At 63.3% G+C, this 25,996-nt stretch carries 23 protein-coding genes and 1 pseudogene; 13 read left to right on the forward strand and 11 right to left on the reverse strand.

From position 1 onward, the window contains the following. Nucleotides 1–64: 64 nt before the first annotated feature. Nucleotides 65–2,620, forward strand: a complete 2,556-nt coding sequence (gene infB, locus ACO08C_RS07945; RefSeq protein WP_421784688.1) for a translation initiation factor IF-2 — start codon at nucleotides 65–67, stop codon at nucleotides 2,618–2,620. A 36-nt stretch (nucleotides 2,621–2,656) separates the two neighbouring features. Here infB and ACO08C_RS07950 read toward each other — a convergent pair whose 3' ends face one another. Then, the gene (locus tag ACO08C_RS07950; RefSeq protein WP_421784690.1) at nucleotides 2,657–3,160 is read right to left on the reverse strand and encodes a nuclear transport factor 2 family protein; all 504 of its coding nucleotides are present in this window, start codon (nucleotides 3,158–3,160) and stop codon (nucleotides 2,657–2,659) included. Nucleotides 3,161–3,169: 9 nt separating this feature from the next. Beyond that, on the reverse strand, nucleotides 3,170–3,625 hold the full coding sequence (locus ACO08C_RS07955; RefSeq protein WP_421784692.1) for a nuclear transport factor 2 family protein: 456 nt from the start codon (nucleotides 3,623–3,625) through the stop codon (nucleotides 3,170–3,172). 178 nt (nucleotides 3,626–3,803) lie between these two features. Between ACO08C_RS07955 and rbfA the strand changes: the two genes are divergently transcribed. The 4 genes from rbfA to pnp are packed head-to-tail and all read left to right on the forward strand — an operon-like array spanning nucleotide 3,804 to nucleotide 7,669. Then, a complete protein-coding gene (gene rbfA, locus ACO08C_RS07960) occupies nucleotides 3,804–4,232 on the forward strand; it encodes a 30S ribosome-binding factor RbfA (RefSeq protein ID WP_421784693.1) in 429 nt (142 codons plus the stop codon). After that, nucleotides 4,232–5,188, forward strand: a complete 957-nt coding sequence (gene truB / locus ACO08C_RS07965; protein WP_421784695.1) for a tRNA pseudouridine(55) synthase TruB — start codon at nucleotides 4,232–4,234, stop codon at nucleotides 5,186–5,188. Before rbfA ends, truB begins: the two co-directional genes overlap by 1 nt. Before the next feature lie 32 nt (nucleotides 5,189–5,220). Further along, the gene (gene rpsO / locus ACO08C_RS07970; RefSeq protein WP_421784697.1) at nucleotides 5,221–5,490 is read left to right on the forward strand and encodes a 30S ribosomal protein S15; all 270 of its coding nucleotides are present in this window, start codon (nucleotides 5,221–5,223) and stop codon (nucleotides 5,488–5,490) included. Nucleotides 5,491–5,527: 37 nt separating this feature from the next. Beyond that, complete coding sequence (pnp, locus tag ACO08C_RS07975) at nucleotides 5,528–7,669, forward strand: polyribonucleotide nucleotidyltransferase (RefSeq protein ID WP_421784699.1); 2,142 nt, start codon at nucleotides 5,528–5,530, stop codon at nucleotides 7,667–7,669. Nucleotides 7,670–7,726: 57 nt separating this feature from the next. Here pnp and ACO08C_RS07980 read toward each other — a convergent pair whose 3' ends face one another. Further along, nucleotides 7,727–8,578, reverse strand: a complete 852-nt coding sequence (locus ACO08C_RS07980) for a LytTR family DNA-binding domain-containing protein (protein ID WP_421784700.1) — start codon at nucleotides 8,576–8,578, stop codon at nucleotides 7,727–7,729. Nucleotides 8,579–8,758: 180 nt separating this feature from the next. On the opposite strand from ACO08C_RS07980, the gene ACO08C_RS07985 reads away from it, so the two are divergent. The 4 genes from ACO08C_RS07985 (at nucleotide 8,759) to ACO08C_RS08000 (ending at nucleotide 13,637) form a co-directional block, all read left to right on the forward strand. Beyond that, nucleotides 8,759–9,970, forward strand: a complete 1,212-nt coding sequence (locus tag ACO08C_RS07985) for an acyltransferase family protein (protein ID WP_421784702.1) — start codon at nucleotides 8,759–8,761, stop codon at nucleotides 9,968–9,970. Nucleotides 9,971–10,053: 83 nt separating this feature from the next. Beyond that, nucleotides 10,054–12,516, forward strand: a complete 2,463-nt coding sequence (locus tag ACO08C_RS07990) for a prolyl oligopeptidase family serine peptidase (RefSeq protein WP_421784703.1) — start codon at nucleotides 10,054–10,056, stop codon at nucleotides 12,514–12,516. 70 nt (nucleotides 12,517–12,586) lie between these two features. Next, nucleotides 12,587–12,805, forward strand: a complete 219-nt coding sequence (locus ACO08C_RS07995) for a hypothetical protein (RefSeq protein WP_421784705.1) — start codon at nucleotides 12,587–12,589, stop codon at nucleotides 12,803–12,805. A 31-nt stretch (nucleotides 12,806–12,836) separates the two neighbouring features. Continuing rightward, entirely contained in the window at nucleotides 12,837–13,637 is an 801-nt protein-coding gene (locus ACO08C_RS08000) for a DpnI domain-containing protein (protein ID WP_421784707.1), read from the forward strand. Nucleotides 13,638–13,640: 3 nt separating this feature from the next. Here the strand turns inward: ACO08C_RS08000 and ACO08C_RS08005 are convergent, their stop codons facing one another. The 4 genes from ACO08C_RS08005 to ACO08C_RS08020 form a co-directional block, all read right to left on the reverse strand. After that, nucleotides 13,641–14,459, reverse strand: a complete 819-nt coding sequence (locus tag ACO08C_RS08005; RefSeq protein ID WP_421784708.1) for an enoyl-ACP reductase FabI — start codon at nucleotides 14,457–14,459, stop codon at nucleotides 13,641–13,643. Between the two features lie 18 nt (nucleotides 14,460–14,477). Then, nucleotides 14,478–15,692, reverse strand: a complete 1,215-nt coding sequence (gene fabB / locus ACO08C_RS08010; protein WP_421784710.1) for a beta-ketoacyl-ACP synthase I — start codon at nucleotides 15,690–15,692, stop codon at nucleotides 14,478–14,480. Between the two features lie 24 nt (nucleotides 15,693–15,716). Next, nucleotides 15,717–16,247, reverse strand: a complete 531-nt coding sequence (gene fabA, locus ACO08C_RS08015; RefSeq protein WP_421784712.1) for a 3-hydroxyacyl-[acyl-carrier-protein] dehydratase FabA — start codon at nucleotides 16,245–16,247, stop codon at nucleotides 15,717–15,719. A 136-nt stretch (nucleotides 16,248–16,383) separates the two neighbouring features. Continuing rightward, a complete protein-coding gene (locus tag ACO08C_RS08020; protein ID WP_421784714.1) occupies nucleotides 16,384–16,878 on the reverse strand; it encodes an SH3 domain-containing protein in 495 nt (164 codons plus the stop codon). Nucleotides 16,879–16,990: 112 nt separating this feature from the next. Between ACO08C_RS08020 and ACO08C_RS08025 the strand changes: the two genes are divergently transcribed. Further along, entirely contained in the window at nucleotides 16,991–17,899 is a 909-nt protein-coding gene (locus tag ACO08C_RS08025) for an MBL fold metallo-hydrolase (protein ID WP_421784716.1), read from the forward strand. Nucleotides 17,900–17,996: 97 nt separating this feature from the next. Continuing rightward, on the forward strand, nucleotides 17,997–20,087 hold the full coding sequence (locus tag ACO08C_RS08030; RefSeq protein WP_421784717.1) for an alpha/beta hydrolase family protein: 2,091 nt from the start codon (nucleotides 17,997–17,999) through the stop codon (nucleotides 20,085–20,087). Nucleotides 20,088–20,125: 38 nt separating this feature from the next. Here the strand turns inward: ACO08C_RS08030 and ACO08C_RS08035 are convergent, their stop codons facing one another. After that, complete coding sequence (locus ACO08C_RS08035; RefSeq protein WP_421784719.1) at nucleotides 20,126–20,875, reverse strand: HesA/MoeB/ThiF family protein; 750 nt, start codon at nucleotides 20,873–20,875, stop codon at nucleotides 20,126–20,128. A gap of 70 nt (nucleotides 20,876–20,945) precedes the next feature. Between ACO08C_RS08035 and ACO08C_RS08040 the strand changes: the two genes are divergently transcribed. Next, nucleotides 20,946–22,223: an ATP-dependent DNA helicase gene (locus ACO08C_RS08040; protein WP_421784720.1), complete on the forward strand. Its 1,278-nt coding sequence runs from the start codon at nucleotides 20,946–20,948 to the stop codon at nucleotides 22,221–22,223. 9 nt (nucleotides 22,224–22,232) lie between these two features. Here ACO08C_RS08040 and dut read toward each other — a convergent pair whose 3' ends face one another. Then, nucleotides 22,233–22,685, reverse strand: coding sequence for a dUTP diphosphatase (dut, locus tag ACO08C_RS08045; protein ID WP_421784722.1), 453 nt, complete (start codon nucleotides 22,683–22,685; stop codon nucleotides 22,233–22,235). 24 nt (nucleotides 22,686–22,709) lie between these two features. Beyond that, nucleotides 22,710–23,908, reverse strand: a pseudogene (gene coaBC, locus ACO08C_RS08050) (bifunctional phosphopantothenoylcysteine decarboxylase/phosphopantothenate--cysteine ligase CoaBC). 93 nt (nucleotides 23,909–24,001) lie between these two features. On the opposite strand from coaBC, the gene ACO08C_RS08055 reads away from it, so the two are divergent. Continuing rightward, nucleotides 24,002–24,412, forward strand: a complete 411-nt coding sequence (locus ACO08C_RS08055) for an MAPEG family protein (RefSeq protein ID WP_421784724.1) — start codon at nucleotides 24,002–24,004, stop codon at nucleotides 24,410–24,412. Here ACO08C_RS08055 and ubiB read toward each other — a convergent pair. After that, a complete protein-coding gene (gene ubiB / locus ACO08C_RS08060; protein ID WP_421784726.1) occupies nucleotides 24,409–25,977 on the reverse strand; it encodes a 2-polyprenylphenol 6-hydroxylase in 1,569 nt (522 codons plus the stop codon). The two genes, ACO08C_RS08055 and ubiB, sit on opposite strands and share 4 nt — an antisense overlap. Between the last annotated feature and the right edge of the window lie 19 nt (nucleotides 25,978–25,996).

The raw sequence follows: 25,996 nt of genomic DNA on the forward strand, positions 1-25,996 counted from the left end.
ATCGGGACGTTGGCTTTACGGCTGCCAGCGGTTTCCCGCAGTGATGCCGTGGTGAAAGGTTCGCATGAGCGACAACGACGATCGTAACCAGGGTGGTTCGGGCCGCCGGCCAATCTCGCTTAAGCGGGGCGGGTCCGGAACCGTGCAACAGAGCTTTGCGCGCGGCCGCTCCAAATCTGTGGTGGTCGAGAAGAAGCGCAAGCGCGTGGTCGGACCGCAGGGCGGCAGTGCGGCCCCCGGTGGCAAGCCGGCTGCCGGCGGTGCACCGAAGAAGAATGAATCCGCGCTGGCTGCCAAGGCGCGCGAGCTGGGCCTGTCCGAAGAAGAGCTGGTCGCCCGTCAGCGTGCCATTCAGCGCGCCCGCGCTGAAGCCGCTCAGAAGGAAGAGCGCCGCAAGTCGGAAGAGGCCGAGCGCAAGCAGCGGGCCGAGGAAGAACAGCGCCTGCTGGAAGAAAAGCAACGCCGGGCAGCCGAAGAGGCTGAAGAGGCGGAACGCAAGCGCCGGGAAGCCGAAGCCGAGGCCGCTGCCGCAGAGGCAGCCGCCAAGGCCTCGCCGGGCGATGCACCCGCAGCCCGGAAAGAGGCGCCGAAGCAAAAAGAACGTCCCCGGATCGACGATGATGCCGACGGCATGCTCGAATCCATGGGTGGGCGCGTGAAGAAAAAGGGTGCGGGTGGTCCCGGCCGTTCGACGCCGGACAAAAGCCGTACCAAGAATGATCGCGGCCGCCAGAAGGGCAAGCTGACCATCCAGAATGTTCTGGACGGTGATGAGGACCGTCAGCGTTCGCTCGCCTCGGTGCGCCGTGCCCGCGAGCGCGAAAAACAGCGCCGCGAACAGGGCGGCGATCGTGAGAAGATCCAGCGCGAGGTTGTACTGCCGGAAGCGATCACGGTTCAGGACCTGGCCGCACGGATGGCCGAACGGGCCGCCGATGTCGTCAAATACCTGATGAAGCAGGGCCAGATGGTCCGCGTGAACGACGTACTCGACAGCGACACGGCCGAGCTGATCATCGAGGATTTCGGCCATATCGCGAAGCGGGTCTCGGAATCCGATGTCGAGGAAGGGTTCATCTCCGACGACGATCCGGAAGCCTCGAAAAAACTGCGCGCGCCGGTTGTCACGGTCATGGGCCATGTCGACCACGGCAAGACATCGCTGCTCGATGCACTGCGCCAGACCGACGTTGCAGCCGGCGAGGCCGGCGGCATCACCCAGCACATCGGTGCCTATCAGGTGAAGCTGAAATCCGGCGACAAGATCACCTTCCTGGACACGCCGGGACACGCGGCCTTCTCGTCCATGCGCTCGCGCGGGGCGCAGGCCACGGATATCGTGATCCTGGTCGTGGCCGCCGATGACGGCGTGATGCCGCAGACGATCGAGGCCATCAAGCACGCCCAGGCGGCGGAAGCGCCGATCATCGTGGCCGTCAACAAGATGGACCGTGAAGGCGCCAATCCGCAGAAGGTTCTGACCGACCTTCTGCAACACGAAGTGATCGTGGAAAGCATGGGCGGCGAAGTGCAGGCGGTCGAGGTCTCGGCTTTGAAGAAGACCGGTCTTGGCGAGCTGACCGACGCGATCACGCTGCAGGCGGAACTGCTTGAGCTGAAAGCCAATCCGGACCGTCCGGCGGACGGAGTGGTGGTCGAAAGCCAGGTCGAGCAAGGCCGGGGGTCTGTCGCCACCGTGCTCGTCAAGCGCGGAACGTTGAAGCGCGGCGACATTGTCGTCGCCGGCGCCCAGTGGGGCCGTGTGCGTGCGCTGATCGACGAGCGCAACCAGCAGCTCAAATCGATCGGGCCGTCGCAACCGGCTGAAATCCTTGGGCTGGACGGTGCGCCCGAGCCGGGCGAATTGTTCGCGGTCGTCGACAATGAGGCCCGCGCCCGCGAGCTGGTCGACTATCGCCAGCGCCAGAAGAAGCAATCTGCAGCCGCTGCCGGCGGCGCTGGGGCTTCGCTGGAACAGATGCTGGCGCGTCTCAAGCAGAGCGATACCAAGGAAATGCCGCTGGTCGTGAAGGCCGACGTGCAGGGTTCTGCCGAGGCCATCGCCCAGTCGCTGGAGAAGATCGGCAATGAGGAAGTCACGGCGCGTGTCATTCACGGCGCGGCCGGCGGTGTGAACGAATCCGACATTCTGCTGGCGAAGGCGTCAGGTGCTCCGGTGTTCGCGTTCAATGTCCGTGCCAACAAGCAGGCGCGCGAGCTGGCCGAACAGGAAGGCGTCGAGATCCGCTACTACTCGGTCATCTATGACGTGATCGACGATGTGAAGGGCACGCTTGAAGGCATGCTGGCGCCGGAGAAGCGCGAGACCTTCATCGGCTATGCCGAGATCCTGGAAGTGTTCAACATCTCCAAGGTCGGCAAGGTCGCGGGTTGTAACGTCACCGAAGGCGTTGTGAAGCGTGGTTCCGGTGTGCGCCTTCTGCGCGACGACACGGTGATCCATGAAGGCAAGCTGAAAACGCTGAAACGCTTCAAGGATGAAGTCCCGGAAGTCCGCTCCGGCATGGAGTGCGGCATGGCTTTCGAGAATTATGAGGACATCCAGAAGGGCGACCTCATCGAGTGCTTCGAGGTCGAGGAAATCGAGCGCAAGCTCTAGACACGAAAAAGCCCCGGCCAGCGCCGGGGCTTTTTTCTAGTCGGCCGGCACGATTTCCTGTGCGGCGCCTTCATAATCGACGAAATCATACTGCTCGACGACGAGGCCGTCGCGAAGGTGGATGACCGTCGTCTGCGGCGCGGACCAACGGAACACCATGCCGTCCTGTTCGACGGGGTAGGTCGCATTCACACTGCCCATGAAGACATAGCGGTCATTGCTCTCATACGCCGTGTCCCACTCGAAATTGAGGGCGATCGGGTTGAACCGGGCGTCGAATTCGCGCAGCGCCGCCATGATCTCTTCACGGCTGTGATGGAGCAGCCCGGTTTCGCCCATACCTACCGCTGTCGGATCGGTGAACACAACGTCCTCGGACATATACTCTTCCATGGCGTGGAAATCGGCGGCCGAGTAGGCTGCCATATAGGCATCGATAATCGCTTGGTTGGCGGCGTCGGCTTCGGGATCCGAGTCCTGTGCCATGGCGGCGGTACAACAGAACACGCTCAGTGCGGCTGATGTCAGCAGGGAGTTCATGGTGTCCTCTTAGTCGTGGGTCAGCGCTGTCGCGCCGTCATAGTCGGTATAGTCGCGGTGCTCGGCGATATGATCGCTTTCAACCGTGATGATCGTCGTGATTGGAAAATTGTAGCTGTAGCGGGTGTCTTCGGTGCCGTAAGTTACGTCGATCGACCCGCGGTAAATCACCCGGCCGGGCGAGGTGAACACATCATCGAAATGATATTGCGCATGGGTGACGCCCCAGGCGCGAATGCCCGAAAGGATGGCGTCCGGACCCATCCAGTCGATCGGTCCGTCGAATCCCTCACGGCCAAAGGATGTCGGGTCGATGAAGCGGCTGCTTTCATTGAGCAACGCACCCATCGCCTCGAAATCCTGGGCTTGGTAGGCCTCCAGCCAGGCATCGGCGACCTGGCGATCGTCGGCGTTCGCGACCGACACTGTGCAAAGCAATAATATTCCAGCACAAAAGAAATTCATGGTTTATCTTCCCCTGTTGCTTTCTTTTAGCAATGGCCCGCCTAAATGCCAGTCACGAAAACGGGAGAATTGTGATATTTTCGACGGGCTTGCCTTCGGTGCTGCGGCGCGTTAAGTGGCGCGCCCTTCATCAGCGGCTGTGCCGGTTCAAACCCGGGCATTCGAAAGCGAGGCTCCCATGACACGTCACGGATCACCGCAAGCCGGCGCGAAAATGCCGTCGCAACGCCAGCTTCGCGCGGGCGAGCTGGTGCGCCATGCGCTCGTGGACATCCTGCGCCGCGAGGAGTTGCGCGACGACGCCTTGCATGGGGTGGATGTTACGGTGACGGAGGTGCGCGCTTCACCGGATCTCAAGACTGCCCGGGTGTTCGTCGCGCCGCTGGGTCATGGCGATCGCGAAGCGGTGGCTGCCGCGCTCAACCGGGCGGCTGGCTTTCTGCGCGGCAAGCTTGGCCGCGCGATCGAGATGAAGTTCACGCCAGAGCTGCGGTTTATCGCCGATGACCGGTTCGACCAGGCCAGCCGGATCGACGAGATCCTGGCCCGGCCGAACGTGAAGCGCGATCTCGATCCCGGTCTCGCCGACGACGAGGACGAGGACTGATGGGCCGCCGGAAAAGGGGCCAAGACATTCATGGCTGGGTGTTGCTCGACAAACCCTATGACATGACGTCGACCGAAGCGGTCGGGAAGGTTCGGCGGCTGTTCGACGCCAAAAAGGCCGGTCATGCCGGTACGCTCGATCCGCTGGCTACCGGGCTGCTACCGATCGCCCTTGGCGAAGCCACCAAGACCGTGCCGCTCGCCCAGGAAGGCGACAAGACCTATCGCTTTACGGTGCGTTGGGGGGAATCAACGGATACGCTCGATGCGGAAGGCGACGTGACGGCGCGGTCCGATATCCGGCCGGACCGTGCGGCGATCGAAACCGCCCTGCCGCGCTTCGTGGGCGATATCGAGCAGGTGCCGCCAAAGTTTTCGGCCATCAAGATCGACGGCGAACGCGCCTACGATCTGGCGCGTGACGGTATCGTGGTCGAGCTTGAGCCGCGACCGGTGCGGATCGAACGCCTGGAAATCGTCGGCATGCCGACGGCGGATGAAACCGTGTTCGAGATGGATTGCGGCAAGGGCACTTATGTCCGCAGCCTGGCGCGCGATCTCGCGTTCGAACTCGGCACGGAAGGGCATATTTCCGAGCTTCGCCGGACCCGCGTGGGCGGGTTCACGGAAAGTGCTGCCATATCGCTGGACGAATTGGCAGATTTGGCCCATAAGGGCCGCGCTTTTGAGGGGCTTGCCCCGGTTGAGACCGCGCTGGACGACATCCCGGCGCTGGCCGTGACCGAGGATGAAGCCGCTCAAATTCGTCAGGGACGGGCCATCGTCCTGCTTCCGCGCATTGCGCAGGAGCTCCGCGCTCTCCGACGCCCCCGAGACATTTCCGGTAAGGACGGGTCTCGCATGGCGGTGGCGATGTGCGGCGAGATGGCGGTCGCCCTTGGCGAGGCCCAGGCCGGCAAATTCCAGCCGTCCCGGGTCTTCAATCATAACGCCTAGCGCCCGAGAAACGGGCAAAGAAAGGATATCCGATGTCGATAACGCAAGAGCGCAAAGGCGCGCTTATCAACGAGTTCGCACAAGGCAAGGCCGACACCGGCTCGCCCGAGGTCCAGATCGCGATCCTGTCCGAACGGATCAGCAACCTTACCGAACACTTCAAAACCCACAAGAAGGACAACCACTCCCGTCGTGGCCTTCTGAAAATGGTGTCTCAGCGCCGCCGCCTTCTCGACTACCTGAAAGGCAAGGACGAAGGCCGCTACAAGGCGGTCATCGAGAAGCTGGGCCTGCGCCGCTAGACGACAATTCCCACGACGGGATGAAAGCACGTACGAGATGTTTGAGATTCACAAAGAAACGATTGAATGGGGCGGCCGCGAGCTGACCCTCGAGACCGGCAAGGTTGCCCGTCAGGCTGACGGCGCGGTCATGGTCACCTATGGCGAGACCACCGTCCTGGCGACGGCTGTCGGCGTCAAAAACGTGAAGCCGGGGACCGACTTTTTCCCGCTGACCGTCAACTATCAGGAAAAATACTTCGCCGCCGGCAAAATCCCCGGCGGTTTCTTCAAGCGCGAAGGCCGGCCGACCGAAAAGGAAACGCTGACCTCGCGCCTGATCGACCGTCCGATCCGGCCGCTGTTCCCGAAGGGCTTCAAGAACGATGTCCAGGTGATGATCACGGTCCTGTCGCACGACATGGAAAACGATCCCGACATTGTCGGCATGGTCGGAGCGTCCGCCGCGCTGTGCATTTCCGGCCTGCCCTTCATGGGCCCGATCGGTGCGGCCCGTGTCGGATATATCGACGGCGAATACGTTCTCAACCCGCAGGTCGACGAGATGGTCGAAAGCGCCCTGGATCTCGTTGTCGCGGGTACCGGCGATGCCGTGATGATGGTGGAATCGGAAGCCAAGGAGCTGTCCGAGGAGATCATGCTGGGCGCGGTGATGTTCGGTCACGAGCATTTCCAGCCGGTGATCGATGCGATTATCCGCCTGGCGGAAAAGTCGGCGAAAGAGCCGTGGGCGTTCGAGCCGGAAGACCATTCCGACATCGAGGCCAAGGTCCGCAAGATCGTCGAAAGCGATTTGCGCAAAGCCTACAAAATCACCGACAAGTCCGAGCGCTCGGCAGCCGTTTCCGCAGCCAAGGACAAGGCCAAGGAGGCCTTGGGCGAAAGCGAAGACAATCCGGAAGGCGTTCCGGCCATTCTGCTCGGCGACGTCCTGAAATCGGTCGAATCCTCGATCGTTCGCGGCGACATCATCAAGACCGGCAAGCGCATTGACGGCCGCAAGCTGGACGAGGTCCGCAACATCGTGGCCGAAGCCGGCATCCTGCCGCGCACGCACGGTTCTGCCTTGTTCACGCGCGGCGAGACGCAGGGTCTCGTCGTGGCGACGCTGGGCACCGGCGAAGACGAGCAATTCATCGATGCGCTGACGGGAACGTACAAGGAGCGCTTTATGCTCCATTACAACTTCCCGCCCTACTCGGTCGGTGAGACCAGCTTCCGTCTGGCTCCGGGCCGCCGCGAAATCGGTCACGGAAAGCTGGCCTGGCGGGCGGTTGCCGCCGTTCTGCCGAGCGCCGAGGACTTCCCGTACACGATCCGTCTGGTCTCGGAGATCACCGAATCCAACGGGTCGTCGTCGATGGCGACGGTGTGCGGCGCCTCGCTGGCCCTGATGGATGCCGGCGTGCCGATCACGCGCCCGGTTTCCGGTATCGCCATGGGCCTGATCAAGGACCCGGACGGCGTGGCCGTCCTGTCCGACATTCTCGGTGACGAGGACCATCTCGGCGACATGGACTTCAAGGTGGCCGGGACCACCGAAGGCGTCACCTCGCTGCAAATGGACATCAAGATCGCCGGCATCACCGAGGATATCATGAAGACCGCGCTCGAACAGGCGAAGGGCGGCCGCATGCACATCCTCGACAAGATGAACGAGGCGCTGGGAACGGCGCGTGAAGAAGTTGGCGAATATGCCCCGCGCATCGAGACGATCACCATCCCGACGGACAAGATCCGCGACGTGATCGGCACCGGCGGCAAGGTGATCCGCGAGATCGTGGAAACCACCGGCGCCAAGGTCGATGTCAATGATGACGGCGTGATCAAGATCGCCTCGTCCGACGCCAAATCGATCAAGGCGGCCCTGGACTGGATCCGCGGGCTGACCGCGGAGCCGGAAGTCGGCGAGATCTACAAGGGCAAGGTCGTCAAGGTGATGGACTTCGGCGCCTTCGTGAACTTCTTCGGTCCGAAGGACGGGCTGGTGCACGTCTCGCAGATGAAGAATGAGCGCGTCGGTCATCCGAAGGATGTCGTGGCCGAAGGCGATGAAGTCTTCGTCAAGCTGATGGGCTTCGATGATCGCGGCAAGGTCCGCCTGTCGATGAAGGTCGTCGACCAGGAGACCGGCGAAGAGATCAAGAAGGAAAAAGAACCGGCGGACGAAGAGGAATAGTCCTCTCCATCGCTGGCAGACTGAATGGCCCCGCCGGCGCAATCCGGCGGGGTTTTTCTATGCGGATACGAGACGGTCGCGATAGCGCCGGCTGCCGGGCACCTGATCGCCATTGGTCAGGGTCAATACTATGTCGCCTTCACCGGTTGGTGCGATTTCCGCAATTGCGGCTTCGTTGACCAGCCAGGAGCGATGGACGCGGATCGCCTCGACGCCAGCGCTGGCGAGCTGGGTCTGAAGCTCGGCCAAGGTGATGCGGGCTAGATGCTCGCCGGTTTCCAGTCGAATTTCAGCGTAGTTTCCAGCGGCTTTGGCGCTGATGAAGCGATCCGCTTCAATGCGGAGAATGCGGCCGCCGCATTTCAGGGTCAGGCGCTGCGTTGAGCGGGCGTGCTGGCGTGCGGCTTCGAGTTCGAGCGTGCCCATTTCGATCTGGCGGAAGACATAGATCAGCGCCAGCGGGCCGACATAGCCAGGAAGGAGCTTTCGGTACTCGTAGATGACGACCTGCAGCGGCGTATCGTTGAACAGGTCGTAGGGATGGTCGAACAGGACCGGCCAGACCGTGGCCCGGAATCCGGCCATCCAGGCGATCGTGATCGCCGCGAAGACCAGGCTCCCGGCAAAATGGACGGGCAGTGCCAGAGCCCAGCGGGAGGCTCCGATCGGCGCCAGCCGCTCCATCCGGCGGACGAAATAGAATAGCGGCAGAATGACGATCAGACTGGTGCCTTCCAGCACCCAAGGTTCGAAAAAGGGCGCGTCGACACCCTCGATGTCGCGTTCGATCAGGATCGATGTGGCGCCCACGATCCAGACCGCCAACAGGATGGCCGCCATGGTCCAGATGGCGCGGCGGCCGACGCGCGCTTCCGCTTCGCGTTCGCGCTGAAAGTCCGACTGGGTCATGGTTTCACTGTGCCATGAACGGGTCTGCAGGCAAGAAGGGGTGCGGCCGCCGGTCCCGTCAGACCGCCACTTGTCCCAGCTCAACCGATTTCATCCCCTACTGCCGCAATCGGTCCCGCCGGGCTTGGTTATCGCCGCAAGCGAGGCTTTGTTGAGATGCGGAACCAAAGGAGCGGGCCGATGGCCGACAGCCAAGCCGTTAATCCCAATGCCGTTTTCCAGCGCCGCCACGATCTCGACTGGCTGCGCATTCTCGCCTTCGGCTTGCTGATTTTCTATCATATCGGCGTGTTCTACGAGTCGGATGGCTGGCACGGGGCGAGCGTTTACCAGATCCCGGAACTCGAACCTTTCATGTCGCTGTCAAACCCGTGGCGCTTGCCGCTCCTGTTCTTCATTTCCGGCGTCGCGATCCGCTTTCTTTCTGACAAGATTGGTGTTTTGCGATTCGGGGCGGACCGGACCAGGCGGCTGTTGCCGGTGATCGTGTTCGGCATGTATGTCGTGGTTGCGCCGCAGACCTATGTCGAGGTCACCCGGACCGCGCAGTTTTCAGGCAGTTTCCTTGAGTTTTACCGGCTTTATGCGGGCGAGTGGGCGGGGCCTTGGAACGTCCATACGCCGACCTGGAACCATCTCTGGTATGTGGTCTATCTGTTTGTTTATTCGCTGCTTCTCGTGCCGCTATTACCGCTTCTGCGGTGGGTGGCGGATAGTCCGGCCCTGGCCTGGCTGGGCCGGCAGTTTGACCGCAAGCTGTTGGGATCCCTGCTGATGATCGCCCTGCCGGCGGTGCCGCTGCTGATCTACCGCTTTTCCCTGGTCCCGGCTTTCCCGGTCACCCATGCGCTGTTCGACGATTGGGCCAACCATGCGATAAGTCTCACCTTTCTCATCTATGGCTATATGATCGCCAAGAACCCGGCAGCCTGGAGGGGCGTCTACCGCGCTTTGCCGCTGACCGGGGCTCTCACCCTGATCTCCATGGTCACTCTGCTGACGGCCTACGTGAACTGGGAGGCGGTGCAGGCGGATGACAGCCTGCTTTTCGCGGCACGCGTGTTGCGCGTCGTCTATTCCTGGACGATGATCCTGATGCTGGCGGGGCTCGCCCACCGTTATTTGAACCGCGACGGACCGGTCCGGCGCTATTTCACCGCGGCGATTTTTCCCTACTACATCCTGCACCAGACGATCACCGTCGTGGCCGGACAATGGATCACGGGATTTGCGATTGGCTTTTGGCCGGAGTTCCTGCTGCTGACAACGATCACGCTGGGCGGGTGCGCGCTCGGCTATGAGGTGATCCGGCGGGTGCCGCCGCTGCGGCCGGTCTTCGGGCTGAAGCTTGTATCACGGCGACGAAATACCGTAGTGCAGCCAGCGGAATAGTGAGGGATTCCCACACCAGGCGGTGGACCCGGGAGGCGGTCACCCTATGATCTCTGTCAAAGAGATTTTCGGGGAGATAAGCCGTGTTCCGCCAGATTGCCTCCGCCATTGCGGTTTCCGGGTTGAGCCTTGCCACAGCGATTGCACAGGACGAGACCTACCGTCTGCCCGCACAGGATATTGTCGACATTGTCGATGCGCCCGAAGCGCCTTGGACGACGTTCTCGCCGGACCGGCGTCACCTCCTGCTGATCCATCGCGAAAGCCTGCCGCCAGTCGCGGAACTGGCGCGGCCGATGGAGCGGCTGGCGGGGATGCGGCTGGATGCGGCGACAAACGGCCGCCACGGCCCGCGTTCGGCCATCGGCCTGTCGGTGATCGACATTACCACCGGCGAGGAGCGCGCGATCGACTTGCCCGAGGATGCCGGCCTGTCGAATTTCGACTGGTCGCCCGACGGGCGCTATGCCGCCTTTGTGGTGACGCGCGACGACACGCTGTCGCTTTGGGTGGCCGATGTGGCGCGTGCCCGCGCCCGCGAAGTGATCGCCGACGGCGTCAACGCCGTGTTCGACCCGATCAGCTGGATGCCGGACAGCGAGACGCTGCTGGTGAATACCGTGCCGGCCGATCGCGGTCCGATGCCGGAACGTCCGGTGGTGCCCGCGGGCCCGGTGATCCAGGAGGCGGGCGGTTATGAAGCGCCGGTTCGGACCTATCAGGACCTTCTGGAAGACGCCCATGATGCGGCGCTGTTTGCCTGGATGGCGGAAACCCAGCTGGTGTTGGTCGATGCCCGGCGCGGCCGGCCGCGCCCGGTGGGCGAGCCGGACTTCATCTATTCTGCCGATCCGGCACCGGGCGGCGAGATGATCCTCATCGGCGCGATGCAGCAGCCCTTCTCATACGATGTGAACTGGGCGCGCTTTGCCGACCGCACCTATGTCATCGATCTCGACGGCGAGGAGATCGCCGAGATCGCGCGCCAGCCGATTGCCGACAATGTGCCGATCGGCGGTGTCATTTCCGGCCGCCGCAGCGTGGGCTGGCAGGCTTCCCACCCGGCGCGCGTGGTCTGGGCCGAAGCGCTCGACGGCGGCGATCCGCGCGTCGAGACCGAAGAACGCGACAGTGTCTGGATGCTGGACGCGCCCTTCGACGGCGAACCCGTCGAGGTGGCGCGTTTCGAGGATCGCTATTACGGGACGCAATTTACGACAGAAGGCGAGATGGGCATCGCGGTGGAATACGACCGCGACACACGGGTGATCCGCCGCTGGGTGGTCGATTTCGCCGAACCGGGCGCCGAGCCGCGCCTCGCCGAGGAGCGCAATTTGCAAGATTCTTACGCCAATCCGGGCTCACCGCTGACGGTGCGTAACCGGTATGGCCGGGCGGTGGCCGCCGTAGTCGATGGCTTCCTCCATTATACGGGCGATGGCGCAACGCCGGAGGGCGACCGGCCCTTCCTGCGCCGCGTCAGTTTCGAGACCTTCGAGGGCGAGGACGTCTGGCGCAATGCCGGCGAGAATTACGAGGAAGTGATCGGCCTCGTCGAACCGGACGCGTCGGTTTTCCTAACTTCGTATGAAGACCCGGTGACTCCGCCCAATGTCCGCTTGCATGACGGAGGCGAGGCCCGCTTCATCACGGAGTTTCCGAACCCGCACCCGCAGCTCAACGAGATCTCGCGCGAGCTGATCACCTATGAGCGCGAAGACGGCGTGCCGCTGTCGGCAACGCTCTACCTGCCGGCGGATTACGAGGAGGGCGACACGCTGCCGCTGCTCGTTTGGGCCTATCCACTGGAATACAATGATGCCGCGACCGCCGGTCAGGTGCGCGGCTCGCCCTGGCGCTTCACACGGGTCGCCGGCACCAGCCCGCGCTTCCTGGTGACGCAGGGTTATGCGCTGTTGGAGAACGCCACCATGCCTGTGGTGGGCGACGATCCGGAAACGGTGAACGACACCTTCATCGAACAGCTCGTCCTGTCGGCCGAGGCGGCGATCGACGAATCGGTGCGCCGCGGTTTCGGCGATGGCGAGCGCGTTGCGATCGCCGGCCATTCCTATGGCGCCTTCATGACGGCGCACCTGTTGGCGGCCAGCGACCTCTTCCGCACGGGGATCGCCCGCTCGGGGGCGTACAACCGCACGCTCACCCCGTTCGGTTTCCAGTCGGAACGGCGCACTTTCTGGGCTGCGCCGGAGGTCTATTTCGAATTGTCGCCCTTCATGCATGCCAATGACATCAACGAGCCGATCCTTTTGATCCACGGCCAGATCGACAATAATTCCGGCACCTTCCCGATGCAGTCGGAACGCATGTTCGCGGCGGTGAAGGGCAATGCCGGCACGGCGCGCCTGGTCATGCTGCCTTATGAAAGCCATGGCTATCGCGGGCGCGAGAGCGTGCTGCATGTGCTGGCGGAATCGATCGACTGGCTCGACCGCTGGGTCAAGCCGGAAGAGGACCCGACGGGACGTGATATGGCGGAGGACGAAGCCGAGGCCGCGCCGGAGGGTGAGGGGGCCGGGGGGTAGGCGAAACTTAGACCGACATGATAAACTATCACTGGCTGAAATTATAATCAACCAGTGATAGTATTTTACGGTGCCAAAGATCAGACTGATAAAGCGGGTGGACGCGTATGTCGTCTACACGGCCGAAGTTGAGGCAGATGACCCAGAGGATGCGGCGGAGGCGGTCTATTATGGGCGGCTGGACGTGCAGTGGGAACGCGACGGCGTCGAGGAATTCGATGCGATCCGCATTTCTGCAGAGAATGATCTTGGCATGGAAATAGACGGAACGGCGATTGGTCGTGCATAGGCCATAGTTTGTCGTTTGTCGCCCGTTGGCTATGCTTATTTGGCATTCGGCAGACGGGACAAAATCTGTGCGCCTTTCATTCGAAGAAACGCAGACCCCGTATACAAGCGGTAGCCAGTCAGCGCGACGTTGGACGGAAGATTGGGCCGCCGCGAACCTGTACTGCCCAGCCTGCGATGCCGACAGTCTGGCGGCTCTGCCAAACAACGCGCCCGTGGCTGATCTCGAATGCTCCGCGTGCGACGAGCAGTACGAGTTGAAGAGCTCGAAACGGTCTTTCGGCCGGAAGGTCGTCGATGGTGCTTATGCGACGATGATGACGCGCCTCCGATCGCGGCAGAATCCGAGTCTGCTATTGCTCAATTACGATGCAGAAGACCTGTCAGTCGACAATCTGATCGTCATTCCTCGTCGCCTCTTTACGCCGGAGCTGATCGAGAAACGCAAGCCGCTGGCGCCGGCGGCGCGGCGCGCAGGCTGGGTCGGCTGCAATATCATTATCGATCGTCTGCCCCGATCGGCGCGCATACCGATGATCAGAGATCGGCAGATCGTGTTCACGAAAGACGTTCGCAAGCAATGGCGGAAGATGGCTTTCCTAGAAGAAAAAGCCGACTCCGCGAAGGGTTGGTTGCTGGATGTGTTGGCGTGCGTCGAGAGCCTAGACTGCGAACGGTTTTCGCTCGCCGACATATATGCGCTGGAAGCCCGGCTACAGGCGCTATACCCCGGTAACAGCAATGTCCGGCCGAAAATCCGGCAGCAGCTTCAAGTGCTCCGAGACAATGGGATTATCGAGTTTCTCGGCGGCGGTGAGTACCGGCTGACCTAACCACTACTCATCCTCATCCATTGTCGGGACGGCGACCGCGTGGAAGCCGGCATCGACGTGCAGGGTTTCACCCGTGCAGGAATGGCCGAGATCGGAGAGGAGGTAGAGCGCCGCGCCGGCGACGCCTTCCATCTTGGTGTCTTCCTTCATCATCGACCAGTCGCGCCCGGTCTTCATCAGCGCCTTGCCGCCGGAAATGCCGGCCATGGCGAGAGTGCGCATCGGGCCGGCCGAGAGCGCATTGACGCGAATGCCCGACGGGCCGAGATCGCGCGCCATGTAGCGCGTCGAGGCTTCCAGCGCCGCCTTGGCGACGCCCATGACGTTGTAGGACGGAACGACGCGTTCCGAGCCGAGATAGGTCATCGTCACCATGGATCCGCCATTGGGCATCAGGTGCGAGGCGCGCTTGCCGGCATCGACGAAGGAGAAGGCGGAGATTTCCATCGCCCGGCGCCAGCCCTCGCGGGTGGTGTTCTCGGTGAAGGAGCCGACCAGCTCGTCCTTGCCGGCAAAGGCGATGGCGTGGACGAGAAAATCCATTGTGCCCCACTTGTCCTCAATGGCCTTGAAGCAGGCATCCATTGAGGCGTCATCGGTGACATCGGCGGAGAGCATGAAGGGCTCCTGGCCGAGGCTTTCAACGAGCGGGCGGACCCGCTTTTCCAGCGCTTCGCCCTGGTAGGAGAAGGCCAGCTCCGCGCCCTGCGCGGCGAGCTGCTGGGCGATGCCCCAGGCGATCGAATTCTTGTTGGCGACGCCCATGACGAGGCCACGCTTGCCCTTCATCAGATCGCCCTTGGGGAAAACGGTGTCAGACATGGCGGGATCCTCGCTGGGTTAGACTTTCGAGACGACGACGGTGCCGTTTGTGCCGCCGAAACCGAAGGAATTCGACATGGCGGTGTTGAGCTCGGCCTCGCGGGTTTCGGTGACGATGGGCAGATTCAGGGCCGCAATGTCCGGGTCCATCTCGAACACATTGATCGAGGGGGCGACGAAACCGCCCTGCATCATCAACAGCGTGTAGGCGAGCTCGTGTGCGCCGGCGGCGCCGAGCGAGTGGCCGGTCATCGACTTGGTGGCGGAGATCATCGGCGCGTTGTCGCGGAAGACCTCTTTCACCGCCTTCATTTCGGCAATGTCGCCGACCGGCGTCGCGGTGGCGTGCGGGTTAAGATAGTCGATGCCGGTCGTCACCGTTTCCATCGCCAGCTTCATCGAGCGCACCGCGCCCTCGCCGGACGGGGCGACCATGTCATAGCCGTCGGACGTTGCGGCATAGCCGGTGATCTCGGCGAGAATCGGCGCGCCGCGCTTTTTCGCGCGCTCGTATTCCTCGAGCACGAAGACGCCCGCGCCGGCGCCGCCGACAAAACCGTCGCGGTCCTTGTCGAAGGCGCGCGAGGCGTGTTCCGGCGTGTCATTGTATTTCGTCGACATGGCGCCCATGGCGTCGAACAGGTTGGAGAGGGCCCAGTGGATCTCTTCACAGCCGCCGGCGAACATGACGTCCTGCTTGCCCCACTGGATCTGCTCGGCGGCGGCGCCGACGCAGTGCAGCGAGGTCGTGCAGGCCGAGGTGATGGAATAGTTCACGCCGAGGATCTTGAACGGGGTGGCGAGCGTCGCCGAAGCGGTCGAGCTCATCGCCTTGGGCACGGCGAACGGGCCGATGCGGCGCGGACCCTTGTCACGGGTGATGTCGGCGGCATTGACGATGGTGCCGGCGGACGGGCCGCCCGAGCCCATGATGATGCCGGTGCGCGGGTCGGAAATGTCAGCTTCCGGCAGGCCGGAGGCGGCGAGCGCCTGTTCCATCGCCATGTAGCACCAGCCAGCGCCCTCGCTCATGAAGCGGTAGACGCGCTTGTCGACATGCTGGGCCGGATCGATGTCCGGCTTGGCGCCAACCTGGCACTTGAAATTATGGTCCGCGAAATCCTGCATGAAGCGGATGCCGGACTTGCCGGCCTTCAAGGAGGCGGACACCTCGTCGGCATTGTTTCCGATGGGGGAGATGACGCCCAGCCCGGTGATCACAACACGGCGCATTGATGAACTCCTTGTCGGGATGGATCAGCCCTGCTGACGGGCGAGATCTTCCGGTTTGAACAGGCCGACCTTGAGGTCCTTGGCCTTGTAGATTTCCTTGCCGTCGGCGAGCAGGCGCGCATCGGCGACGCCCAGGACCAGACCGCGGCGCACGACTTTCTTGAGGCTGATCTCATAGCGGACGGTCTTTACGTCCGGTGTGACCTGGCCGGTGAACTTCACTTCGCCGCAGCCCAGCGCCCGGCCCTTGCCGGGATTGCCGTCCCAGACCAGCCAGAAACCGACAAGCTGCCACATCGCATCGAGGCCGAGACAGCCCGGCATCACCGGATCGCCCGGGAAGTGGCATTCGAAAAACCATTTGTCGTCGGTGATATCGAGCTCGGCGATGACCTCGCCCTTGCCGTATGCGCCGCCCTCGTCGGAAATGTGCGTGATGCGGTCCATCATCAGCATGGGCGGGGCGGGCAGCTGGCCGTTTTCCGGCCCGTACAGCTCTCCGCGGGAGGAGCGCAGCAAATCTTCGTACGAAAGCGCGTTCGGACGTTCAGTCATGTTCGATCCCGAGCGGCGACGGTCCGCTGTTCTAATATGCGCGGAGGATCAAGCCGTCAGATACCCACCGCTTTCGAGCGTCAGCGGTATCATGAGGCTTTCGCGGGCTCAAGGCGGCGAGGCTGTGGGCGTGCCGTCAGTCGGATCCAAGGTCGGAGGGCATCAATCCCCAGACCGCATTTGCCTCGACCCAGCCGTGCAGGCCCTGCGCTTCGAGGCGGCACCAGCCGCCGGCACAGCGCTCGAGTTCGAGAATGGCGCCGGCATCGGCGATGGCCTCGATGTCGGAGTCGGCATCCGGCCGGATGTGGAGTGCGATCTCGCCGGGGGCATAAACCGTGCGGCGGCCGGAGAGCAATGAGCGGTGCATCCAGGTGACCTCACCGTCCGGGTCCTCGACGCGGCGCCAGTCGGGCGCTTCGGCGGTGACGCGCAGGGGCAGACCTTCCCGCACATAGCGCCAGACGATCGGGTGATCGCGGCTCGGCCCGGCGCGGCCATGGGCGACGCCCACCTTCAGCGACACGAAGCGCGGGACGGGATAGCCCGAAGGCGTATCGGCCATTTGCGCTCGTGCCGGAGGCGCCATCAGGCCGGCAAGAACCAGTGCGGTGATAAGCAAAACGCGCATGGAAAAGCCTTGCCGCAATGTCAGTGAACAGCGCGTAAACTGACCGAGATTGGCGAGACGGCGGCGGCGACCTGCCGTATAGTCTGCCAAACGCCTGAGAGGAGATCCGCCGATGAAAGCCCTGACCGCTCTGGCCGCCACGGCCGCCCTATCCGTTTCCGCACAGGCACAAGAGACCCGCGAGCTTGATTTTGAGGTCACGCAATTGCGCGGCGGTGTTGTGATGTTGTCGACCGGTGTGGCAGGCAATCTCGGCCTGCTTCTGGGCGCGGACGGCCTCTTGCTGATCGACGACCAGCTGCCCGGAACGGGACCGCAGGTCGAGGCGGCGATTGCCGAGATCGCCGGCGAAGGCGTGCCGCGCTTCATCCTCAACACGCACTGGCATGGCGATCATATCGGGGCCAATCCGCATTTCCATGAAGCCGGATCGACAATCGCCACCCACCACAATATCCGCACCCGCATTCTCGAGGCCGAGGATGAGTGGATTCAGGATGACGGCTTTCTGCCGGTGCTGACTTTCGGCTCGGACCTGCATTTCCACATGAATGGGGAGACAGTGCGCGCCGTACACGTGCCGACAGCGCATACGGACGGCGATGCGATCGTGTTTTTCGAGAGCGCCGACGTCATCCACATGGGAGATGTCCTGTTTTCCGGACTGTTTCCCTTCATCGATCTGCAATCGGGCGGCACGGTAGACGGCTTCATTGCCGCCATGGAGTTGGCCTACGAGATGGCCGGGGCCGACACGCAGGTGGTCCCCGGACACGGCCCCCTTTCGACGCGCGAGGACATTCAGGCCTCGATCGACATGGTGCGCGCCACGCAAGCGATCATCGCGCCGATGGCCGCGGACGGGATGTCGCTGGAGGAGGTGCTCGCGGCCGACCCGTTGGCCGCATATCACGATGACTGGAATTGGGGCTTCATCTGCACGCCGCGCATGGTGGCAACGCTGTATCACGATGCGGCCGGAACCGCGGGCGGCCAGCCGCTCGCCACGGCCTGCGATTAAGCCAGACCATCGTTGATTGCGGGATTCCGCAGCGATTCAATCGGGCATTGAAATTGCGCCATGCCGTGTTCTAGTCTTCCCTGAAAGGGGATTGTTGATGCTGTTATGCGTTTACGGTCTGCGCGCCGGCCTGGCCGGCTTGGTGGCGATACTGGCAGGTTGTCTCGTGACGGATTACGCCGGTGCTCAGGAATTCCGGCCGCACCCGGATTCTTTTCTGCGTACCGCCAATCACACCTTGCCGGAATTGTCGCCGGAAGGCCGTTATCTGGCGATTGTCGACTACGGGTCGGAAGCCTCGGCGGGCGGCGACCTTGTGATCTATGATCTCGATTCGCCGCAGCGCCAGACAATCTCGCGCACGGACCTTACCGGCTACAATGTTCATTATCTGATCTGGGCCAATGAACAGCGCTTGCTCGTCATCGTCGAGACGGTGGGCTATGTCGAATTCCGCGGCCAGCGCGTCCATGTTCCGGTCTTCCGCACGCTCAGCTTCGATCCCTATGACACGTCGCGCCCGGTCGTGCTGTTCCAGAACGAGCGGCAAAACGTGTTCCGAAATGTCAACAATGCCTTCTGGAGCTCTGTTGCCGATCTGTTGGAGCACGACCCCGCGCACGTTCTGATCCCTGCGTTTCGCGGCAATAATCTCGATCTCTGGCGGGTCAACGTGTTCACCGGCGATGCCACCAGCGTCGAGCGCGGCAATGACAATACGCGCTATTGGTTCACCGGGCCGACCGGTGAGGCGGTGATGCGCGTCGACGTCTACAGCCAAGGCCGGCGCTACACCGCCTTCACGCGGGCGCCGGGCGAACGCAGCTGGCAACGCACGGCGAATTACCTAACCAATGAACTGGCCGAGGCGCCGCCGGAGTTTGCATTTGCCGGCCATGGCGACGATGCCGGATCGATCTTCGTTTTCGGCCGGCCTGAGGGCGAGGATACGGTCGGCATTTACCCGTTCAATCTCGCCAACAGCGCATTCGGCACGCTGCTCGGAGGTGCACTGGATTTCGACATCACCCAGTCGATTATCGACAGCCGGACGCGCCGGCTGCTGGGTTATGTGCGGACCAACCGGCAGCACGACGTCGAGATCTTCGACGCGGACCTGGCCGCCGTCTATGCGGATATCGTCCGCGAATTTCCAGACGAATCGCTGATCATTCCCGACGGCTTCCGCGGCACGCGCATGCTGTTCTATGTCTCCGGGCCTGACGAGCCGGGCGCCATGTATCTCTACGATTCCCGAACCCACGAGATGATGCATCTGCGGTCGCTGCGGCCGAGCCTTGCCAATCAGAGGCTGGCCGAGGTGGAGATCGTCGAATACACGGCGCGTGACGGGACCGGATTGTTTGCCTATCTGACGCTGCCGCAAGGTGGCGCCCAAGCGAATACGCCGCTTCTGGTGTTGCCGCACGGCGGGCCCGAAGCACGCGATGTCTACGGTTTCGACCTGTTGGCGCAGTTCTTCGCCAATTCCGGCTATACGGTATTGCAGCCGAATTTCCGCGGTTCTGCCGGCTTCGGCCGCCGTTTTGCCGAAGCCGGTTATGGCCAATGGGGCGGTGTGATGCAGACTGATATCGAGGATGCGCTAGCGCATGTCGTGGAGAACGGGCGCGCCAATCCGGACAGGGTTTGCATCGGCGGTTTCAGCTATGGCGGCTATGCGGCGCTGATGGGCGGGGCGTTGACGCCCGGCCTGTACCAATGCGTGTTTGCCGCCGCGCCGGTCACCGATCTCGAGAGCTTTGTGCGCCACTGGCAACGAGAAGACGATGCGGCAGGCGAATACTGGGAAATGTCGATCGGCCATCCACGGCGCGATCGCGAAAGGCTAGCCGCGATGTCTCCGACCGAACTCGCCGACCGCTACACCATGCCGGTCTTCCTCGCCCATGGCGGCGAGGACGAAATTGTGCCCATGGAGCAGTCGGAAATGATGGCGGCCGCGCTGGCCGAAGCCGGTGTGGCACATGATTTTGCGATCTATGACCGGGCCGACCATTCCTTCTCGCGCCGGCTCGACATGCGTTCAGTGCTGAGTCTGACACGGCAATTGCTTGACCGGACGATCGGTCCGGACCGCGGCCGCTATGACAATGTGTTTTCGGAAAGTCCGCCGCAAAACGCGCCACTGGCGGGTGCGGCCGATGCTGGCCCCGGGCCGAAATAGGATCACTGGTACAAGAAATCGACGCGTGGCGACGCGCGTCAGTTAGCACCACACACCGGACAGGCCGGGTCCTTGGGTAAGGCTAGCGTGCGGCTTGTGCCAGCGAGGCCGTCATGCAGCCAGAGCTGGCCGGTCAGAGTTTCGCCCGCGCCGGTGATCCACTTGATCGTTTCGAGCGCCATCATCGCGCCGACAATGCCAGTGAGCGCACCGACGACGCCAACCCGCTCGCAGGTTTCGGCGTCAGGCGGAATCTCTGGCACGAAGCAGCGATAACACGGCTGGGCGGCGTCGAGGCCAGACGCGAAGATGCCGACCTGGCCGGACCAGCGTCCGACGGCGCCGGAAACGAGCGGCTTGCCGAGCATGTGGCAGGCGGCGTTCACTGCAAAACGGGTTTCGAAATTGTCGCAGCCGTCGAGGACGATGTCGGCGCTCGCGAGATGATGCTGCGCATTCGCTTCGGTGACCGAATCCTTCACGGCATCGACCGTCACATGCGGGTTGAGCGCGACAAGGTGCGCGCCGGCAATGGCCGCTTTGTCCTGACCGACATCGGCGGTCGAGAACTGGATCTGGCGCTGCAGATTGTCGAGGCTGACTGTGTCGGGATCGATGAGACGGATCGTGCCGATGCCCGCCGCGGCGAGGTAGAGCGCGGCCGGTCCGCCCAACCCGCCGGCACCGACAATGGCGACGCTCGACGCTTTCAGGCGCTGCTGGCCAGGGCCGCCAATCTCTTTGAGGACGAGGTGGCGCGCATAGCGCTGGATCTCTTCATCCGTCATGGCTTTCGGTTAGCACCGGGGCTGCCGTCTGCCTATGGCGGTTTGACAGCGAACAGGCCAGTGTGCGGCCATGCCGCTGCCCGCCGCCGATCCCACGCAGTCCGCGCTCGACCTGTTGCAGACGGGCCGGGCGCACATCTTCCTGACCGGACGGGCCGGCACCGGTAAGACAACCCTTCTGCGCCGCTTTCTCGAGCGCGCCGGGCCGCGCGCGGCCGTTGTGGCCCCGACCGGCGTGGCGGCGATGAATGCCGGCGGCCAGACCATCCATTCCTTCTTCCGTTTTCCGCCGCGCCTGATCGAGCCGCAGGATGTGAAGCGGTTGCGCCATGCTCGCGTACTGAAGGAGATCGAGACGCTGGTGATCGACGAGATCTCCATGGTGCGCGCCGACATGATGGCGGCGATCGACCGCTCGTTGCGCCTGCACCGCGACAGCGCCGAACCCTTCGGCGGGGTGCGCATGGTGGTGGTCGGCGATCTGGCGCAGTTGCCGCCGGTGGTGGACGGGCAAATCGCGCAATATCTCGACGAGGTCTATGGCGGGCCGTTCTTCTTCAACGCGCCGGGCTTCCGAGAAGCGGGATTTCTGCGGGTCGAGCTGGACACCGTGTTCCGACAGTCGGACCCGGACTTCATCGACATGCTCGCCGCGGTACGCGAAGGCGATGTCGGTGATCGCGAAGCAGACCTGCTGAATGAATGCGTGACGCCGGCGACGGGGTTCGATGCCAGCGCCACCCATGTCGTGCTGACGCCGACCAATCAGGCGGCGCATGACATTAACATGGCGCGGTTGGCGGCGCTGCCGGGCGATGTCTCTGCCTATAATTCGCGGACCGAAGGCCAGTTCGATGCGCGGCTTTTCCCGACCGAGGATCCGCTGGTTTTAAAGCCCGGCGCGCGGGTAATGATGATCCGCAACGACCCGTCCGGGCGCTGGGTTAATGGTACGATGGGCACGGTTGCCGAGCTGGAACAGGATGCCGTGCGCGTTCGGGTCGGCGAAGAGACGCACCGGGTCGAGCCGGCGGCGTGGGAACGCTATTCCTACACCTATGACGCGGCCAAGAAGTCGATCGACAAGTCGGTGGTCGGCGCCTTCAAACAGCTGCCCCTGCGGCTGGCTTGGGCGATGACGGTGCACAAATCCCAGGGGCTGACGCTGGACAAGGTCTATATCGATTTCTCGCGCGGCATGTTTGCACACGGCCAAGCCTATGTGGCGCTGTCGCGGGCGCGTTCGCTCGACGGGCTGAAATTGTCACGCCCCTTAAGGCCGCGCGATCTGGTGATCGACCCCAGGATCAATGATGTCGGGGCCTATTGCCATGACGCGCTGGTCTAGAAGGGTGCGCTAAACTCCGGTCGAACCAAAACCGCCCGTGCCGCGCTCGGTCTCGCCGAGCTCGGCGACCGGTGACCATTCGATGCGCGTGACGGGCGCGACGACCATTTGCGCAATGCGTTCGCCGCGCCGGATCTCGAACGGTTCGGTGCCGTGATTGATCAGATTGACTTTGATCTCGCCGCGATAATCGGCATCGACCGTGCCGGGCGAATTAACGATGGAAATGCCCCTCTTGGCGGCCAAGCCGGAGCGCGGCCGCACCTGCGCCTCGTAGCCGTCGGGCAGCGCAATGGAGAGGCCGGTCGGGATGAGTTTCCATTCTCCCGGCTGCAGAATGATGGGATCGTCTTCGGCGACGGCGGCGGGCAGGTCGAGCCCGGCACTGGCCGCGGTCTGGTAGGCGGGCAGATCAAGCCCGGCGAAGTGATCCAGCGGCGATACCTGGACGATCACGTTCATGATGGCCTCCCCGTTTGGGCCTGCCTAGCTTTTCGAGAAGTGAGCGTCCATGGCCGCGGCGAGGTTTTCCGCAAGTCTTTGCTTTGATGCGCGTGGCCAGAAGGTTTCGCCGTCTTTCGTGATCAGGAATGCCGCGTTTTCATCGCCGCCCATGGCGTCCCCCGACACGTCATTGGCGACGATCCAGTCGCAGCCCTTGCGGCGGCGTTTGGCGCGGGCGCGGGCCCGCAGATCATGGGTTTCGGCGGCGAAGCCGATGACCAGTGACGGCCGCCTCTCCGCTTGCGCTGCCACGGTTCTTAGAATGTCCGGATTCTCGACCAGTTCGAGCACGGCGCCTTGCTCAGCCTTCTCTGCCTTGCGGGTGTGGGTTTGGGCCGGCCGCCAATCCGCGACCGCCGCGACAGCGATGAAGACGTCCGCCGGCAAAGCCGTTTCGACCGCATCGAGCATGTCGCGCGCCGTCTCGACCTGGATGCGGTCGACGCCCTTCGGGGCGGTCAGGCAGGTCGGACCGGAGACCAGAATAACCTCGGCGCCCTTGGCGGCGAGGTTCTCGGCGATCGCATAGCCCTGCTTGCCGCTGGAGCGATTGGAGAGGAAGCGCACCGGGTCGATCGGCTCGATGGTCGGGCCGGCGGTGACGATGATTTTCCGGCCGGTGAGCGCGCTCATGCGTCGGTTTGCGAGAGCAGGCGTTCGGCCGCATGGGCGATGGCCGCCGGTTCGGCCATACGGCCGGGGCCAAATTCGCCGCATGCCATCTCGCCGTCGTCGGGACCGACGAACTGGATGCCGTCGGATTTGAGCGTTTCGACATTGCGCCGCACGGCCGCATGCTCCCACATGCGCACATTCATGGCCGGTGCCATTAGCACTGGCTTGTCGGTGGCGAGAAGCGCGGTCGATGCGAGATCGTCGGCAAGCCCGTTGGCGCATTTGCCCATCAGGTCTGCGGTTGCGGGCGCGACGATGACCAGGTCGGCCGAACGCGATAACTCGATATGCCCCATCTCGACCTCGTCGGTCAGCGAGAAGAGATCGGTATAGGCTTTCTCGCCGGACAGGGCGGCGACGCTCAACGGCGTGACGAATTGTTCGCCGGCACGGGTCAGTATGGCGCGCACGCCGATCCCGCGCTTTTTAAACTCGCGCACGAGTTCCAGCGATTTGTAGGCGGCGATGCCACCGCCAATGATCAGCAGAACGCTTTTTTGCGACATGCCGTCCTCCTCTGCCGAGGTCCTAGCGCGAAAAGGCTCGCGAGGGGAGGCCAAAGCGCGTTAGCGTCATGGCGTTCATATAGGGAGGATCGCATGCCATCGATACTCGTTGCCGCGACGGCGCTCGCAGGACTGACCCTGTTTGTCTATGTCCTTCTGACTGTGGTCGGCGTGATCGCCAATTCCAAGGGAGAGCTGCCGAAGGAGTATTCGCTGACGAAGACGGGTGCGCCGCCGCCTGCCTATGTCGGGAATATTGGCCGTAATTTTGTCAACTTGCTGGAATTGCCGGTTCTGTTCTACGCGCTGGTCGCGTTTCACCTGGCGAGCAATATCGCGGTGTCGCCGACCCAGCTGGCGCTGGCCTGGGGATTTGTCGCACTGCGCTACGCGCACACGCTGGTGCACATCACCGTCAACACGCTGGGCATACGGTTTTTGCTGCACCGGATATCGGCGGTGGTGCTGGTTGTCATGTGGGTGAATTTCGCGCTGGGACTTTAGGTCAACGCAAAGATGGCCGCGCCCGCGACGCCGGCCAGCCCGGCCAGAACGCCATAGCCGATCCAGCGCCAGACGCGGCCGCTATTCTGGCGTCCGGCCAGCCGGTCGAGACTGTCGGCATCGAGGCGCACTTCGCCTGCGCGCAGCCGGGCGCCGGCCTCGGCCCAGTCCTCAATGGCTTCGGGAAGCTTGCGAACACTGCTGCGCAGCCGTGTGAAATCCTCCAGAAGGTCGGCGGCCATGCCTTCCGGACCGAGCTCACGCTTCATCCATTGTTCGACCACCGGGGCAGAGGCGGCCCACATGTCGTGTTGCGGGTTGAGCTGGCGGGCGACCCCTTCGGACTGCACCATGGTCTTCTGCAGCATGACCAGTTCGGGCCGCAGATGCATGTCGAACAGATCGGTGATCTCGAACAGCTGCAACAGGACGCGGCTCATCGGGACTTCGTCCGCGCGCTTGCCGAAGATCGGCTCGCCGACCGCCCGCAGAGCCGAGGCGAAGTCATCGATCGCATGGCGCGCGGGCACGTAACCCGCCTCGAAATGGGCGTGCGCGGCCCGCTTGTAGTCGCGGGTCAGGAAGCCGTGGAGGATGGTCGCGAGAAAGCGCCGCTCGTCACGGCCGATGCGGCCCATGATTCCAAAATCGACCGCCCAGAGGTTTCCGGCGCGATCCGCGAAGAGATTGCCGGCATGCATGTCGGCGTGGAATACGCCGGTCTCAAGGGCGGTGGCCAGAAAGGCGCGGGTCAGCGCGACCGCCAACGCTGTGCGGTCGATGCCCGCCGCGTCGAGCTGCTCGAGATCGGTCAGCGGTATGCCGTCGATCCACTGGGTCGTCAGAACGCGCTTGCTGGAGCGTTCCCAGTCAACCTCGGGGATACGGTAGTTCTCGGCGATGGCGGCGGCTTCGGCGAGTTCGCTGGCAGCGGCGGCCTCAAGCCGGAGGTCGGTTTCGAGCTCGGTGGCGCGGGCTACCGTCTCGACGAACTTCACCGGTTCCAGGCGTTTTGCCGCCGGCACCATGCGCTGGACAATGCCGGCGCCGAGCCGCATGGCGCGGATGTCGCGGGCGAGTCGGCGCTCGATGCCGGGCCGCAGGATCTTGACCGCCACGTCACGGCCGTCCGTTGTACGGGCCCTGTGAACCTGTGCCACCGAAGCCGCATTCATCGGTTCGCCGAACTGTTCGAAATGCGCCGACAGCGGGCCGTCGAGTTCACGCTCGACGATGGCGATCGCCTTGTCCTGCGCAAAAGCGGGCATCTGATCCTGCAATCGCGACAAGCCCCGCGCGAAGCGTTCGCCGACGACATCGGCGCGGGTCGCCAGCACCTGGCCGAATTTCACATAGGACGGGCCGAGCTTTTCCAGCGCGCGGGCCAGGCGTTCGCCCGGATTGGCGGCTTCGCCGGAGCGTGAGATCAGCCGGGTGAAGGCCGCGAAACCGCGCAGGGAGGGTGGAAACTTGTCCTGATATTCGCGCGGGAAAATGGCGTCATAGCGCGCCAGCATGAAGCCGGCCCGTGCAAGCCGGGCGAGAGAGGAAAGCGTCCGCATCATCGAAGAGAGGGTTTAGTGC

This window comes from Hyphobacterium sp. (assembly GCF_965229905.1).
Taxonomy (GTDB): Bacteria; Pseudomonadota; Alphaproteobacteria; order Caulobacterales; family Maricaulaceae; genus Hyphobacterium.